Raw genomic sequence first — 15,396 nt, 5'->3', positions numbered from 1 at the left:
GTTGAAATTAATAAAAAGTCAGGCTGATATTTTTATCGGGTTTCCCTGACACATGACGCTATTTCTTAAGGAAATTACGATGAAAAAATTAATCTTACCCTGCCTGATTACTGCTGTTTTAACGTCAACCGCAGCGTGGGCGGAACAACCCGCTACACCGCAAAAAGCCAACAAACCTTTCACGATGGGTGTCGTGGTTAAGGTGGGGGGCATTCCCTGGTTTAACGTGATGGAACAAGGCATTAAGGAAGAAGGAAAAGCATTAGGCGTTAATGCCTGGCAAGTCGGGCCGACGACCGCAGACCCGGCTGAACAGGTCCGCGCCATCGAAGATTTAATTGCTAAAAAAGTCGATGTGATTGGCGTTGTGCCAAACGATGCGAAAGTCCTGGAGCCTGTGCTGAAGCGCGCGCAGGAAGCCGGTATTAAGGTCATTACGCATGAGTCGCCGAACCAGGCGAATGCTGACTGGGACTTTGAATTGTTGAACACCCAAACAATGGGTGCCAACCATATGAAAGATATGGCGAAATGCATGGGTGAAGAAGGGAAATACGCCATGTTCGTCGGCAGCCTGACAGTCCCCCTGGTGAATGACTGGGCTGACGCTGCTATCGCGTATCAAAAAGAACATTACCCAAAAATGACGCTGGTTGAGGATCGTTTTGGCGTGGCGGAATCCGTGGACGATTCAATGCGTACTGCGAATGACCTGATGTCAAAATATAAAGATCTCAAAGGTATCATGTCATTTGGTTCGCAAGGTCCGATTGGCGCAGGCCGCGCAATTGATAAGCGTAAGAAAAACGATGCGATTTGCGTATTTGGCACATTCACCCCGGGACAGGGAATTAAGCTGCTGGAAAAAGGCGCGATTGATGGCGGATATATTTCTAATCCGATGACGGCGGGCAAAGTTTTTGTTCAGGTCGCCACGGCGATGATGAATGGCGAACCTATCAAAGATGGCGTGAAACTTGGCGATATGGGGGAAATTAACGTTCAGAACAATACCATTCTGAGTGATAACCCTGAAAAACTCGATCTTGAAAATACGCAACGTTTAGTGAAGTTAGGTTTGTAATTTTAGGTTGCATCACCGGGCCAGTCGTGGCCCGGATATCCTTTGGTCGTTCAGGAGCCGCAGATGCCCCATATTGCAGAGCGAAATGCAGATGTGCCGTTAGTGACGCTAAAATCGCTGACTAAAAGCTTCGGCGGTCATCAGGCATTAAAAAATATTGATCTCACGCTAAATAAAGGTGAAGTCCACTGCCTTGCGGGTGCGAATGGTTGTGGCAAAAGTACGTTAATCAAAACGTTGAGCGGTGTTTATACCCCGGATACCGGCAGTGAAATTATCATTGATGATAAATCATGGAGCAGACTCTCACCCGATAAAGCGCGCGAGTTAGGCATTCAGGTTATTTATCAGGATCTTTCTTTGTTTCCAAACCTGACGGTAGCGGAAAATATTGCCTTTGAGTACAACCTGAAAGGGTATTTTCGCTGGCATAAAAAATCTCACCTGAAAGCCGTATCGCAGAAAATTATTCAGGAATTGAATTTTAATCTTGATGCAGATGCGCTGGTTCAGCATTTGCCTATTGCACAACGCCAGCAGGTAGCGATTTGCCGTGCGCTGGTCGCGGAAGCCCGGCTGGTTATCATGGATGAACCGACGGCTTCACTTACCCGCACCGAAGTGAACCAGCTATTACGAACGGTAAATTACCTCCGTGATAAAAATATTACGGTGGTTTTTGTCAGTCACCGACTGGATGAAGTTAAAGAAATCTCCGACCGTATTACGGTGATTCGCGATGGCGAAATCATCGGAACCTGGGCAGCAGACTTATTGTCGCCAGGACGGATTACTGAACTGATGACGGGCAGAACGATTGTTCATCAGAAAAAATTACCGAATGGTATTGGCGGGAAAGTCGTTCTTGAGCTGAATAAATTGAGCCGGAAAGGGCAATTTGAAGATATTTCCTTCCAGCTTCACCAGGGTGAAGTGCTGGGATTATGTGGCTTACTAGGTTCAGGGCGAACAGAACTGGCATTGAGCCTTTTTGGTATTACTCATCCAGATAGTGGGGATATTTATCTGGATGGGAAGAAAGTCGTGATTAACGATAATACGCAAGCCGCGAAACTGGGTATTGCTTATGTCTCTGAAGACCGCCTGACGCTGGGGGCCGTTTTACCGCAATCGGTCAGTGACAATATGGTGCTCTCGATCCTGAATCGGTTAAAAACACCCTGGCAATGTATTGATAAAAAACGGCAGGAGACCCTTGTTAAGGAATGGATTCAGGATCTGGATATTAAAGTCACCGATCCTGATAACCCGTTATCCACGCTTTCTGGCGGTAATCAGCAAAAAGTAGTGTTGGCAAAATGGATTCTCACTCGGCCGAAAGTATTGATTCTCGATGCGCCAACGGTAGGCGTTGATATTGGTGCGAAAGACAGTATTTACCAGCTTATCCACCGGCTTTCCGGTGTCGGTATTTCCGTGTTGCTGATTACTGATGAAGCGCCAGAAGCGTATTACAACTGCGATCGTATTTTCCATATGCAGCGAGGAAAGATTATTAATGAATTGCTGCCTTCTCTCTATACCGAACAGCAACTTGCGGAGGTGATTAATGGCTAATGTATTGCAGCTCCGGTTCCCACGTTCGGTCGAAGGATGGTTGGGCTGGGTCATTGTCCTGATGCTGGCGCTTTTCTCTCTGATGAGTGATGAGTTCCTGTCGATTCAGAATTTGCTGGATCTAACCGAAAGCTATGCCGTAACGGGAATTTTTGCCCTCGGTTTATTTGTCGTGCTGGTGACTGGAGGCATTGATATTTCGTTCGCGGCCGTCGCTTCCGTGGTGCAGTACATTGTGGCGTCGCTGTTGTTGAATGGGGCGATCGCGAATCCCCTGCTGTGCCTTGGGTTGGCGATCGTGCTGGGCGTTCTGTTTGGCCTGATTAACGCGATCCTCATTTATTACCTCAATGTGGTTTCCATCATTATCACCATCAGTATGCAGTCACTGCTATTTGGCATGTTGATGTGGCTGACCAATGGTCACAGCATTTACGACTTGCCTGACTGGTGGGTGACACAGCGATCCCTTTTTAGCTTTGGCTTTGAAGGGGAAGTTTACCAGGTTGGGCTGCCGTTGGTGGTGATGCTGGGCATGGCCTGCTTCACCTGGATTGTGATGAATAAAACCCACATTGGACGTCAGCTTTATGCCGTGGGCGGCAGTACTGAGTCGGCGCGGCGTATTGGGATTCGGGTTTCACTCATTTATCTGTTCGCCTATGGCTATCTTGGCGCTGCGGCAGCGATTGGGGGAATGCTTCAGGCTTATCGTATGAGCGAGGTCGTGCCCAATGCGTTAGTGGGGGGCGAACTGGATGTACTGGCTGCCGCCGTGTTAGGTGGCGCGAGCTTATCCGGCGGTCGCGGGTCAGTCATTGGCACGTTGATGGGGGTATTCCTCATCGGCATTCTAAAAAATGGTCTCAACCTGGTCGGCGTCTCCAGCTACTTCGTCAACATCGTCATCGGGGTGGTCATTGTCTCGGCAATTTGCGTCACTCACTACAAAAAACGTAAAGAAACGGACGTTGGATTCGTCTGACAAGGGGCTTGAAATGAAAAAACAGGCATTTTTACCAATTGATGGCACCAGCTCCGGTTTACTGGCGATATGTTTCTTCGCGGTGGTGGCATTTAGTCTGGCGATGCCCGGACGTTTTTTTACCGATAATACGTTTCTGAGTATTGCCTTCCAGTTGCCAGAACTGGGGCTGCTCACTTTCGCAATGTTTGTCCCTATGCTGAGTGGCGGGTTGAATCTGGCGATTATCGGCACGGCGAATCTGACCAGTCTGTTTATGGCCTGGCTGTTAATCCAGTATGTGCCTGCTGAGGCGTCTACCGGCCTGCAGTTGTGGTGGTTATTTCTGGCGATGCTGGGCGCGATGATGATCGCCATCGTGATTGGCGCTATCACAGGGATCATTATTTCCCGGGTGGGGGCACACCCGATTCTGGTCACGCTGGGCAGTATGACGATTATCAGTGGCATTGGTATTTATCTTACCAAAGGCGCCGCGCTCAGTGGGATGCCACCCATTGTCCGCAGTATGGGGTCGGAAGTGGTTTATGGCGTGCCGGTTCCCATGGTGATTTTTATCGTCACGACGATCATGCTGGCACTGTTCCTCGGAAAAACCCGCACCGGGAAGGTTATTTACATGTGCGGCAGCAATATCAATGCGACCTGGTTTAGCGGTATTCGGACCGACCGTGTACTGATGGCGATTTACGCCATATCCAGTCTGCTTTGCGTACTGGCGGGGCTCATTATGCTGGCCCGCTTTAACTCTGCACGTATGGGCTATGGCGATTCTTATCTCCTGCTGACGGTGCTGGCCATTGTCCTTGGCGGCACCGATCCATTCGGCGGGGTCGGTAAAGTCGGCCATGTCTTCTGCGCGTTGTTGGTGCTCCAGGTTATCGCCACCGGACTGAGCCTGTCAGGACTGAGTCTGCATTTCAATCTGGCGGTATGGGGAATAACGTTGATTGCCGCCCTGGCCTTTAAGTTCTTCAAACAAAAATGGCAGGCGCGACGCGCCATGAATAACAGCCTGAAAGCATTTCGACAACAACTGGCCACTCGTGAGGGAAAAAATGCGTAGCCATCCATTAGGTATTTATGAAAAGGCGCTTCCCAGGAACACCAGTTGGGTAGAAAAACTGGCGCTGGCGAAATCATGCGGGTTTGATTTTGTTGAAATGTCAGTCGATGAAAGCGAAGAGCGGCTGGCTCGTCTGGACTGGTCGCTTGCCGAGCGCATGGAAATCATTAGCGCCATTCAGAAAACCGGCGTGCGTATTCCGACCCTGTGTTTATCGGCGCACCGCCGTTTCCCGTTTGGCAGTCACGATAGCGACACCCGCCTGCAAGCGCGAACGATCATGCAAAAAGCATTACGGCTGGCGCAGGATTTGGGCATTCGAACGATCCAGCTTGCCGGGTATGACGTCTATTACGAGCCGCAGAATGACGACACTATCGCCTTGTTTGAGGATGCGATGGCCTGGGTGGCGGAGCAGGCCGCCGCTGCGCAGGTGATGTGTGCTGTGGAAATCATGGATACTCCCTTTATTAACTCCATCAGCAAATGGAAAGTGCTGGATGCAAAAATCAATTCTCCGTGGTTTACCGTTTACCCCGATGTTGGCAATCTCACCGCATGGGGCAATGAGCTGGAGAGTGAGTTGGCGAAAGGTATTGACCGGATTGCCGCCATCCATCTTAAAGATACCTTTCCGGTGACGCCGGATTCCCCAGGGCAGTTCCGCGATGTCCCCTTTGGTGAGGGATGCGTAGATTTCGTGAAGCTCTTCAGAATATTACGCCGTCTGAACTATAGGGGCACTTTCCTGATTGAAATGTGGACAGAAAAATCCCCTGAACCGTTACTGGAAATTATCCACGCGCGCCAGTGGATAGAAAGCAAGATGCAGGCGGCGGGGTGGCACGACGAGCGGGCATTGATCGCAGGATAAGGAGAGGACGATGGACCATTACTTTATGGGCATTGATTTGGGCGGCACCGTCACCAAGGCGGGAATCTACACTGCCGAGGGTAGAGAAATCACGGTGGCTGCTCAAACCTTATCGTTACTCAGCCCACAGGCAGGATTCTGCGAACGCGATATGGAGGCTCTTTGGGCGGCAACGTGTGACGTTATCCGGCGTGCGCTGGCTGAAAGTCATCTGTCGGCGGAACAGATTAACGGAATTGGTTTTTCCTCACACGGTAAAGGACTTTATCTGGTCGATAAGTCAGGACGACCCGTACGCAACGGGATTGTCTCTTCGGATTCCCGGGCACAGTCTCTGGTTGCGGACTGGAAAGCGCAGGATATCGACCGTCTGGCATATCCGCATAGCTTTCAGCAGTTATGGCCTTCACATCCGGCGGCATTGCTGAGGTGGCTGAAACAGCACGAGCCGGAGCGTTATGCGCGTACGGGTTATGTGTTGATGGCCCACGATTACATTCGTTATCGTTTGACGGCGGAATTGACCTGCGAAGAAACCAATATTTCGGGAAGTCAGTTATTTAATTTGCAGCGTAATGATTTCGATCCTGCGCTGTTCACCCTGTTCGGCATAGAAGAGATGATGGAGTGCATGCCGAAAGTGATTGGCTCCGCTGAACTGGCAGGGGTTGTCACCACGGACGCCGCCGCGTTATGCGGGTTAAAAGCCGGAACGCCGGTATTTGGCGGGGTGTTTGATGTCGTTGGCGCGGCAATGACTTCCGGCGTCTATGACAGCACGCAGCTTAGCGCGGTTGCCGGAACGTGGTCGATTGCCACCCGCGTGTTTGATGACATTATCCCGGCAGACTATCCGTATGTATGGGGTAAATTCAGTATTCCGGGGCACTATTTCGCCCACGAAGGCAGCCCCACTTCTGCCAGCAATCTGACCTGGTTTATTCAGCACTTTTTACCGGAACTGCAGGATGACCACGACACGCTTAACCAGTGGGCGACGCGTGGGTATGAGAAACCCGACAGCATTCTGTTTTTCCCCTGGCTATACGGTTCGAATTATGGCGATTCACTGAGTGGCGGATTCTTCGGGCTCGGAGGCCACCACGACGCGGCAGACCTCGTTTACGGTATCTATCAGGGGATTGTGTTCTCGCACTTACTGCATCAGGACAAACTGTTGCAGCTCGGAGAAGGTATACAAACGATTCGTTTCACCGGCGGCCCTACGCATTCACGTATCTGGATGCAGATGTTTTGCGATGCCAGCAATTTGCCGCTTGAAATTGTCGACGTTGAGCAGTCCGGCTGCCGGGCGGCGGCGATGTGTGCGGCTGTAGGTACGGGGGATTATCCTGGGTTTGAGCAGGCCATTAAAGCGACCCTGCCGCCGGTGATTCGTCTGGAGCCGGATGCGAAGAAGCACGGCATGTTACGTCGCCGGTTCGAGCGGTTTAAGCGTGTCGCCGATGCGTTGAGTACTGTCGAACGCGAATAACAACCTGTTTTTGTCTCATCACGGCCTGGCGTTAAGCCGGGCTTTTTTACGTAAAAAAAATGCGGACCTGAGGTCCGCAAAAGTTCACGTTGGCTTTAGTTATTTGGGTATGAGAGAGACTCTCAAAACGGGCAGTGGCTTCAAGGGTTAAACGAGACCGCTCCGTTTCTGTGATGGATTATCAGACAGAAAGCTTGATAGGGATAATCGTTCGTTGCTATGCTACCTATCGCCATGAACTATCGTGGCGATGGAGGATGAATAATGAATATTCGTGATCTTGAATACCTGGTGGCATTAGCCGAACATCGCCACTTTCGGCGCGCGGCGGACTCTTGTCATGTCAGTCAGCCAACGCTGAGCGGTCAAATCCGCAAGCTGGAAGATGAACTGGGCGTGATGCTGCTGGAGCGTACGAGTCGTAAAGTGCTATTCACCCAGGCAGGTTTACTGCTGGTGGATCAGGCACGCACCGTGCTGCGTGAGGTCAAAGTGCTCAAGGAGATGGCAAGCCAACAGGGCGAGACCATGTCAGGTCCGCTGCACATTGGTTTGATTCCCACCGTTGGTCCTTATCTGCTGCCGCATATTATTCCGATGCTGCACCAGACTTTCCCGAAGCTGGAAATGTATCTGCATGAAGCGCAGACCCATCAGTTGCTGGCACAGCTGGATAGCGGCAAGCTCGATTGCGTGATCCTGGCGCTGGTGAAAGAGAGTGAGGCATTTATTGAAGTGCCGCTGTTCGATGAGCCGATGCTGCTGGCGATCTATGAGGATCACCCGTGGGCGAATCGCGAATGCGTGCCGATGTCCGATCTGGCAGGCGAAAAACTGCTGATGCTGGAGGACGGTCACTGTCTGCGCGATCAGGCGATGGGTTTCTGCTTCGAAGCGGGCGCTGACGAAGACACCCACTTCCGCGCGACCAGTCTGGAAACGCTGCGTAACATGGTGGCGGCGGGAAGCGGTATTACGTTGCTGCCGGCGCTGGCGGTTCCACAGGAACGCAAGCGCGATGGCGTCGTGTATCTGCCCTGCATTAAGCCTGAACCGCGTCGCACAGTGGGACTGGTTTATCGTCCGGGTTCCCCCCTGCGCAGTCGCTATGAGCAACTGGCAGAGGCCATCCGTGGGGCAATGGATGGCCATTTCGACAATGCGTTAAAAAAGGCGGTTTAAGCCGTTTAGCGCAGCGACCCGATAGGCTTCTGCCATGGTCGGGTAGTTAAAGGTGGTGTTAACAAAGTACTCAATTGTGTTACCGCCACCTTTCTGCTCCATAATCGCCTGACCGATGTGAATAATCTCGGCTGCGCGCTCGCCAAAGCAGTGAATTCCCAGAATCTCTTTGGTTTCCCGATGGAACAAAATCTTCAGCGTGCCCACGTTCATGCCGACGATTTGCGCACGTGCCAGGTGTTTAAACTGGGCACGACCCACTTCGTAAGGCACTTTCATTGCCGTCAGTTGCTGTTCGGTTTTACCCACAGAACTGATCTCCGGAATGGTGTAAATCCCGGTTGGGATATCTTCAATCAGGTGCGCGTTCGCTTCCCCTTTCACCAGCGCCTGGGCGGCAATGCGTCCCTGGTCGTATGCAGCGGACGCCAGGCTCGGGTAACCAATCACGTCACCCACCGCGTAAACGTGCGGCAGCGCGGTCTGGTACATGCTGTTGACCTTGAGCTGACCACGGCTGTCGGTTTCCAGACCGATATTCTGTAATGCCAGGGAATCGGTATTCCCGGTACGACCATTGGCATACAGCAGGCAGTCGGCCTTCAGTTTCTTACCGGACTTCAGGTGCATGATCACCCCGTCGTCACAGCCTTCGATCTTCTCATACTCTTCATTGTGGCGAATGACGACGCCGCTGTTCCAGAAGTGATAAGAGAGGGAGTCGGACATCTCCTGATCGAGGAACGCCAGCAGACGATCACGGGTGTTGATGAGGTCAACTTTGACCTCCATTCCGCGGAAAATAGACGCATACTCGCAGCCGATCACCCCGGCGCCATAAATAATGACGTGGCGAGGCTCGTGGTGCAGACTGAGGATCGAATCGCTGTCATAAATGCGCGGGTGCGAGAAGTCCACGTCTGTCGGATGATAAGGGCGCGATCCGCAGGCAATGACAAACTTCTCTGCCGTCAGGGTTTCAACCGTACCGTCATGACATTCCAGCGCCAGCGTGTGTTCGTCGACAAAATGGGCGTTGCCCTGCAAGATTTCGCAGTGGTTACGCTCATAAAAACCCTGTCGCATCCGTGTTTGCTGATTAATCACGTTGTCGGCATGGTTGAGAATATCGGCGAATGAGGAACGAAGCAGGCGGGAATGATCGCTGTAAAGGGGGTTCTGATTGAATTCGATAATACGGCTGACTGCGTGACGGAGCGCTTTCGACGGGATGGTGCCCCAGTGGGTGCAACCGCCGCCAACGTTATGATAGCGCTCGACAACGGCAACGCGAGCTCCTTGCTTAACCAGACCCATTGCAGCGCCTTCGCCGCCGGGGCCGGAACCTATTACTATGGCATCGTAATCGTAGGAATGTGGCATGGTAAGGCTTACCTGTTCTTATACATAAAAGCAACAGAATAGTAACATCATTGCCGGGATAACCCAATTATCGTTGTGCTTTTTTGCGAAGCTGAAGCACAAACTGCGCGCAAACAATCATTCACAAAGCGGAACAAGCAGATTAACTTTGAACTCTGGTATAGTGCCAGACAAGACATATGGAAGGATTCAGACATCGTGATGGGCGTTAGAGCGCAGCAAAAAGAAAAAACCCGGCGTTCGCTGGTAGAGGCCGCATTTAGTCAACTGAGCGCAGAGCGTAGCTTCGCCAGCCTGAGTTTGCGTGAAGTCGCGCGCGAAGCGGGCATTGCGCCAACCTCCTTTTATCGTCATTTCCGTGATGTTGATGAACTCGGCCTGACGATGGTCGATGAAAGCGGTCTGATGCTGCGTCAGTTGATGCGCCAGGCTCGTCAGCGTATCGCCAAGGGCGGGAGTGTGATCCGCACCTCGGTCTCTACATTTATGGAGTTCATCGGTAACAACCCCAACGCCTTCCGTTTATTATTGCGTGAACGTTCTGGTACCTCAGCGGCTTTCCGTGCCGCCGTTGCACGAGAAATTCAGCACTTCATCGCGGAACTTGCGGATTATCTGGAACTCGAAAACCATATGCCGCGCGCGTTTACTGAAGCGCAAGCCGAAGCGATGGTGACGATTGTCTTCAGTGCAGGCGCCGAGGCGCTGGACGTGGGGGCGGAACAACGCCAACAGTTAGAAGAGCGACTGGTACTGCAACTGCGCATGATTTCGAAAGGCGCGTTTTACTGGTATCGCCGCGAACAAGAGAAGATGACCCTCATTCCAGGTAACGTGAAGGAAGAGCAATGAAACAGTCAGTTCAGGATAAAGGTACGCTGTTGCTGGCGCTGGTCGCTGGCTTGTCGATCAATGGCACATTCGCGGCGCTGTTTAGCTCCATCGTGCCGTTCTCTGTATTCCCGATTATCTCGCTGGTGCTGACGGTGTACTGTCTGCATCAACGTTATCAGAATCGCACCATGCCTGTGGGGTTACCGGGCCTGTCTGCCGCCTGCTTTATTCTCGGCGTTCTGCTTTACAGCACCGTGGTGCGCGCGGAGTATCCGGATATCGGCTCCAACTTCTTCCCGGCGGTGCTGTCGGTCATTCTGGTCTTCTGGATCGGCGTGAAAATGCGTAATCGCAAGCAGGAAGTGTCGGAATAAAAGCGGCTGACGTCCAGGCCGGATGCGGCATAAATGCCTTATCCGGCCGATAACCGATTACTTCGCCGTCAACAACACTCCGCACTCCATATGGTGCGTATACGGGAACTGATCGAACAGCGCCAGACGTGAGACGTTATGCGTCTGGCTCAAGGTTTCCAGGTTCTTGCACAGCGTCTGTGGATTGCAGGAGATGTACAGAATACGCGGATACGCCTGCACCATTTTCTCCGTCTCACTGTCCAGACCGCTGCGGGGCGGATCGACAAAAATCGTTTCGCACTGATAGCTTTTCAGATCGATGCCCTGCAAGCGGTTAAACTCGCGCACGCCGTTCATCGCCTGCGTAAACTCTTCCGCCGCCATGCGGATAATCTGCACGTTATCAATCTGATTCGCCGCAATGTTGTATTGCGCGGCGGCAACCGAGGGTTTAGCGATTTCGGTCGCCAGTACGCGCTCAAAGTTGCGCGCCAGCGCGAGCGAAAAGTTGCCATTCCCGCAGTACAGTTCGAGCAGATCGCCTTTCGATTCGCGGGTAACATCCAGCGCCCACTCCAGCATCTGAATGTTCATTGCCGCATTGGGTTGCGTAAAGCTGTTCTCGACCTGACGATAAATCATCTCTTTGCCCGCAACCGGCAAGCGTTCGTCGATGTAATCCTGGTCCAGCGCGATTTTCGTTTTCGTCGCGCGGCCAATCAGATGCACGTTCAGGTTCTGCGCGCGCAGCGCATCGCGCAATGCTTCGGCGGCTTCACGCCACTCATCGTCCAGCTTTTTATGATACAGCAGCGAGACCACCGCCTGATTGCTCATGGTGGTCAGGTAATCAATCTGGAACAGCTTATGGCGCAGCACGCGGTTGTCGCGTACGCCAGCGATCATCGCGGTCATTAACTGATTGATCAGTTCACTCGCCGCCGGGAAGCTGTCGACGCGAATTCGGCTTTTGCTCTGCTGATCAAAAATGATGTGATACAGGTCGTCACCATCGTGCCAGATGCGGAACTCCGCACGCATACGGTAGTGACTGACCGGCGAGCGAAACACTTCCGGAACCAGGCCAGAAAAGGGCGCCATCATACTCTGCAAGCGCACCACTTTCTCGGCGAGCTGCGCGTCATACTGTTCTGTCGGAAGGTGTTCGGGGGTCATGATGTATCCTGAAAAATATAAGTACGCGGGGATTGTAGGGATTGCTCAACAGATGTCCAGACATTGATGACTTCCGATATTTAACAATCACGCTGGACAGTAAGATGTTACAAACTGTAGCATCCGTGTGCCGGTCCTGTGAGTTAATAGGGAATCCAGTGTAAATCTGGAGCTGACGCGCAGCGGTAAGGAAAGGTGAGATGAGAGCGTAAGCAGACACTGCCCTCGGGTGGGAAGTCTTCATTTCTGGTATCCCTGACGGGGATACCCTTCCAAGCCCGAAGACCTGCCGGCTAACGTCGCAACTGGTTTTCATCATCGCGTACTATCGGTGGGACCTGCGGCATCCTTCTTATATTGTGGATGCTTTACAATGATTAAAAAAACATCGCTGTTGACGGCGCTCTCCGTCACGGCCTTTTCAGGTTGGGCACAGGATGCCACGCCTGACACGCTTGTCGTGACGGCAAACCGTTTTCAGCAACCTGTTAATACCGTTCTGGCACCAACTGACATTGTCACGCGTGAAGATATCGAACGCTGGCAGTCCCGAACTGTCCTTGATGTCATGCGCCGTCTGCCTGGCGTGGATGTCGCCCAGAATGGCGGCATGGGGCAAAGCTCTTCTCTGTTTGTGCGGGGTACCGAAGCGAAACACGTTCTGGTGTTAGTGGATGGTATTCCGGTCGCCCGTCCGGGCATTTCGAATAACTCCGATATTGATCAGATTCCGGTCTCGCTGGTGCAGCGCATCGAATATATCCGCGGCCCGCGTTCAGCGATTTATGGTTCCGGTGCCATTGGCGGAGTAGTGAACATTATCACCATGGCCGGTGAGGAGCGTTCGCAGATCAATGCTGGCGTGGGGTCAAAAGGCTATCAGCAGTATGACGGCACTTATCGCCAGCGTTTTGGTGATACCGTGGTGACCGCTGCCGGGGCATATCAGACCACCAAAGGCTTCGATGTTCAGCCGCGCTCCAGCTACAGCGGTGATAGCGATCGCGATGGCTATCGCAACAAGCTGTTCTGGGGAGGCGTTGAGCACAAATTTAACGATCAATTCGAGGGTTACTTCCGTGGCTACGGCTATGCCAGTAATGCCGATTATGACCAGGGGAAATGGGGTTATGACGGCGGAAACGACGAGCACCAGAATTACACCCAGTCGTGGGATACAGGGCTGCGCTTCAATTCCGGTATCTACTCTTCGCAACTGGTCGCCAATTACCAGCGTATTAAGGACTACAACTACAGCAGTCTGAACGGGCGCTATGCGACAGGTTACAGCCTTGATGACATGGAGCAGCGCTATGTCCAGTGGGGTAACAACGTTATTGTCGGGCACGGTGCTGTCAGCGCGGGTGTCGACTGGAAGCAAGAAAAGCTGATGTCCTTTGGCGAGTATGGGACAGACAACTATAAGCGTGATAACACGGGCCTCTATTTGACCGGGCAACAGCAGATTGACAGCGTGACGCTGGAAGCGTCTGGTCGTGAAGATCATGACGACCAGTTTGGCTGGCATGGCACCTGGCAAACGGCGGCGGGCTGGCAGTTCGTTGATGACTATAAGGTGACACTCTCTTACGGCACGGGCTTCCTTGCGCCTTCACTGGGGCAACAGTTTGGTGCGGAGCGTTTTGGCATTGCCTCTAACCCGAATCTGAAGCCGGAAGAATCGAAGCAGTGGGAAGCTGGGCTGGAAGGGCTGACCGGTCCGCTTGACTGGCGCTTGTCGACCTATCGCTACAAAATCCAGAATCTGATCGACTACAACAACAATACCTACTTCAACGTCAAATCCGCGACCATCAAGGGGCTGGAATGGACGGGAAACCTGACAACCGGTCCGGTCGATCACCGCTTAACGTTGCAGTATGTGGATCCGCGCGATGATGAAACCGATCAACAGCTTTATCGCCGCGCCAGGCAGCAGGTGAAGTATGAGCTGAGCGGGCAGGTCTACGAGCTGGGCTGGGATGTGACCTATCAGTACATCGGCGAGCGCTACGATTACGACTATGACAATTCCCGTAAGGTGAAAATGGGCGGGCTGAGCGTGTGGGATATTGGACTTTCATATCCGCTCACCTCACATCTCACAGTTCGTGGTAAAATAGCCAACCTGTTCGATAAAGATTACGAGACAGTTTATGGCTACCAAACTGCAGGACGGGAATACACCTTGTCTGGCAGCTACACCTTCTGATCCACGCCCCACCGTACTGGTATTTGATTCCGGTGTCGGTGGGTTGTCGGTCTATGATGAGATCCGGCATCTCCTGCCGGATCTCCACTATATCTACGCTTTCGATAACGTGGCTTTTCCTTATGGGGAAAAGAGCGAGGCATTTATCGTTGAGCGCGTTGTTGAGATCGTGACGGCGGTACAGCAGCGTTATCCTCTCTCCCTGGCGGTTATCGCCTGTAACACGGCCAGTACGGTCTCTCTTCCGGCCTTGCGTGAGAAGTTTGCCTTCCCGGTCGTGGGCGTGGTGCCGGCGATCAAACCGGCGGCGCGTCTGACGGCGAATGGCGTTGTCGGGCTGCTGGCAACACGCGGGACGGTGAAACGTCCTTATACGCATGAGCTGATTGCGCGCTTTGCGAATGAGTGTCAGATAGCCATGCTGGGGTCAGCGGAGCTAGTGGAGTTGGCGGAAGCGAAGCTGCACGGTGAGCCGGTGCCGCTGGAAGAGTTGCAACGGATTCTGCGCCCATGGCTGCGGATGCCGGAACCGCCTGATACGGTAGTGCTCGGGTGCACCCATTTCCCACTGTTACAGGAAGAACTCTTACAGGTTCTTCCTGAAGGGACGCGGCTGGTAGATTCCGGCGCGGCGATTGCGCGCCGCACGGCCTGGCTACTGGAACATGAAGCGCCGGATGCGAAATCCGCAGATGCCAATATCGCCTATTGTATGGCAATGACGCCGGAAACTGAGCAATTATTACCCGTTTTGCAGCGTTACGGCTTTGAATCGCTCGAAAAACTGACGGTTTAAACCTGTTTTGGATAAATATTACGCACTCGGAAAATTATTTTAAATTTCCCCTTGTCAGCCCGAAATAACTCCCTATAATGCGCCTCCACTGACACGGAACAACGGCACGCAAGCCGCCGGGTTAGCGGGGTTCTCCGGTGAAAACCAGTGATGAACACCGACAGAGAAAAGCAAAAATAAATGCTTGACTCTGAATGAGGAAAACGTAATATACGGGACCTCGCGACAGAGCGCTAAAGCGCGTCGCAACTGCTCTTTAACAATTTATCAGACAATCTGTGTGGGCACTCAAAGTGACATGGATTCTTAATGTCTTCGGACAATAAATGAATACCAAGTCTCAAAGAGTGAACACGTAATTCATTACGAAGTTTA

General features: G+C 52.5%; 13 protein-coding genes and 1 riboswitch. Of the genes, 11 read left to right on the top strand and 2 right to left on the bottom strand.

What is annotated here, in order from left to right; all coding sequences use genetic code 11:
* Positions 1–79 precede the first annotated feature (79 nt).
* From ACERJC_RS21070 to oxyR, 7 genes are all read left to right on the top strand, one after another.
* A complete protein-coding gene (locus ACERJC_RS21070) occupies positions 80–1,084 on the top strand; it encodes a substrate-binding domain-containing protein (protein WP_286632364.1) in 1,005 nt (334 codons plus the stop codon).
* Positions 1,085–1,147: 63 nt separating this feature from the next.
* Positions 1,148–2,662, top strand: coding sequence for a sugar ABC transporter ATP-binding protein (locus tag ACERJC_RS21065; RefSeq protein ID WP_152401285.1), 1,515 nt, complete (start codon positions 1,148–1,150; stop codon positions 2,660–2,662).
* On the top strand, positions 2,655–3,647 hold the full coding sequence (locus tag ACERJC_RS21060; protein WP_286632363.1) for an ABC transporter permease: 993 nt from the start codon (positions 2,655–2,657) through the stop codon (positions 3,645–3,647). Before ACERJC_RS21065 ends, ACERJC_RS21060 begins: the two co-directional genes overlap by 8 nt.
* Positions 3,648–3,660: 13 nt before the next feature.
* The gene (locus ACERJC_RS21055; protein WP_152401289.1) at positions 3,661–4,713 is read left to right on the top strand and encodes an ABC transporter permease; all 1,053 of its coding nucleotides are present in this window, start codon (positions 3,661–3,663) and stop codon (positions 4,711–4,713) included.
* Complete coding sequence (locus ACERJC_RS21050) at positions 4,706–5,587, top strand: L-ribulose-5-phosphate 3-epimerase (RefSeq protein ID WP_046493521.1); 882 nt, start codon at positions 4,706–4,708, stop codon at positions 5,585–5,587. Before ACERJC_RS21055 ends, ACERJC_RS21050 begins: the two co-directional genes overlap by 8 nt.
* A 10-nt stretch (positions 5,588–5,597) precedes the next feature.
* A complete protein-coding gene (locus tag ACERJC_RS21045; RefSeq protein ID WP_373672423.1) occupies positions 5,598–7,082 on the top strand; it encodes an FGGY-family carbohydrate kinase in 1,485 nt (494 codons plus the stop codon).
* Between the two features lie 264 nt (positions 7,083–7,346).
* Positions 7,347–8,264: a DNA-binding transcriptional regulator OxyR gene (oxyR, locus tag ACERJC_RS21040; protein WP_152401293.1), complete on the top strand. Its 918-nt coding sequence runs from the start codon at positions 7,347–7,349 to the stop codon at positions 8,262–8,264.
* On the opposite strand, the gene sthA is transcribed toward oxyR, so the two are convergent.
* Positions 8,247–9,647 (bottom strand): Si-specific NAD(P)(+) transhydrogenase, encoded by a 1,401-nt coding sequence (sthA, locus tag ACERJC_RS21035; protein ID WP_152401295.1) that lies wholly within the window; start codon positions 9,645–9,647, stop codon positions 8,247–8,249. The two genes, oxyR and sthA, sit on opposite strands and share 18 nt — an antisense overlap.
* Before the next feature lie 198 nt (positions 9,648–9,845).
* Between sthA and fabR the strand changes: the two genes are divergently transcribed.
* Positions 9,846–10,499, top strand: coding sequence for an HTH-type transcriptional repressor FabR (fabR, locus tag ACERJC_RS21030; protein ID WP_080950006.1), 654 nt, complete (start codon positions 9,846–9,848; stop codon positions 10,497–10,499).
* Entirely contained in the window at positions 10,496–10,855 is a 360-nt protein-coding gene (locus tag ACERJC_RS21025) for a YijD family membrane protein (protein WP_042325658.1), read from the top strand. The genes fabR and ACERJC_RS21025 overlap by 4 nt, the downstream gene beginning before the upstream one ends.
* Positions 10,856–10,912: 57 nt before the next feature.
* Here ACERJC_RS21025 and trmA read toward each other — a convergent pair whose 3' ends face one another.
* Entirely contained in the window at positions 10,913–12,013 is a 1,101-nt protein-coding gene (trmA, locus tag ACERJC_RS21020) for a tRNA (uridine(54)-C5)-methyltransferase TrmA (protein WP_178823077.1), read from the bottom strand.
* A 114-nt stretch (positions 12,014–12,127) separates the two neighbouring features.
* Positions 12,128–12,321, top strand: a riboswitch (cobalamin riboswitch).
* 65 nt (positions 12,322–12,386) lie between these two features.
* Between trmA and btuB the strand changes: the two genes are divergently transcribed.
* Both btuB and murI read left to right on the top strand, forming a co-directional pair.
* Positions 12,387–14,225 (top strand): TonB-dependent vitamin B12 receptor BtuB, encoded by a 1,839-nt coding sequence (gene btuB / locus ACERJC_RS21015; RefSeq protein WP_373672422.1) that lies wholly within the window; start codon positions 12,387–12,389, stop codon positions 14,223–14,225.
* Entirely contained in the window at positions 14,170–15,021 is an 852-nt protein-coding gene (murI, locus tag ACERJC_RS21010) for a glutamate racemase (protein ID WP_042998964.1), read from the top strand. The genes btuB and murI overlap by 56 nt, the downstream gene beginning before the upstream one ends.
* Positions 15,022–15,396 lie beyond the last annotated feature (375 nt).

Source organism: Citrobacter telavivensis, assembly GCF_041807075.1.
Lineage (GTDB): Bacteria > Pseudomonadota > Gammaproteobacteria > Enterobacterales > Enterobacteriaceae > Citrobacter_A > Citrobacter_A telavivensis.
The sequence above is the reverse complement of the archived record's forward strand: the minus strand, read 5'-3'. Positions and strand labels throughout refer to the sequence as shown.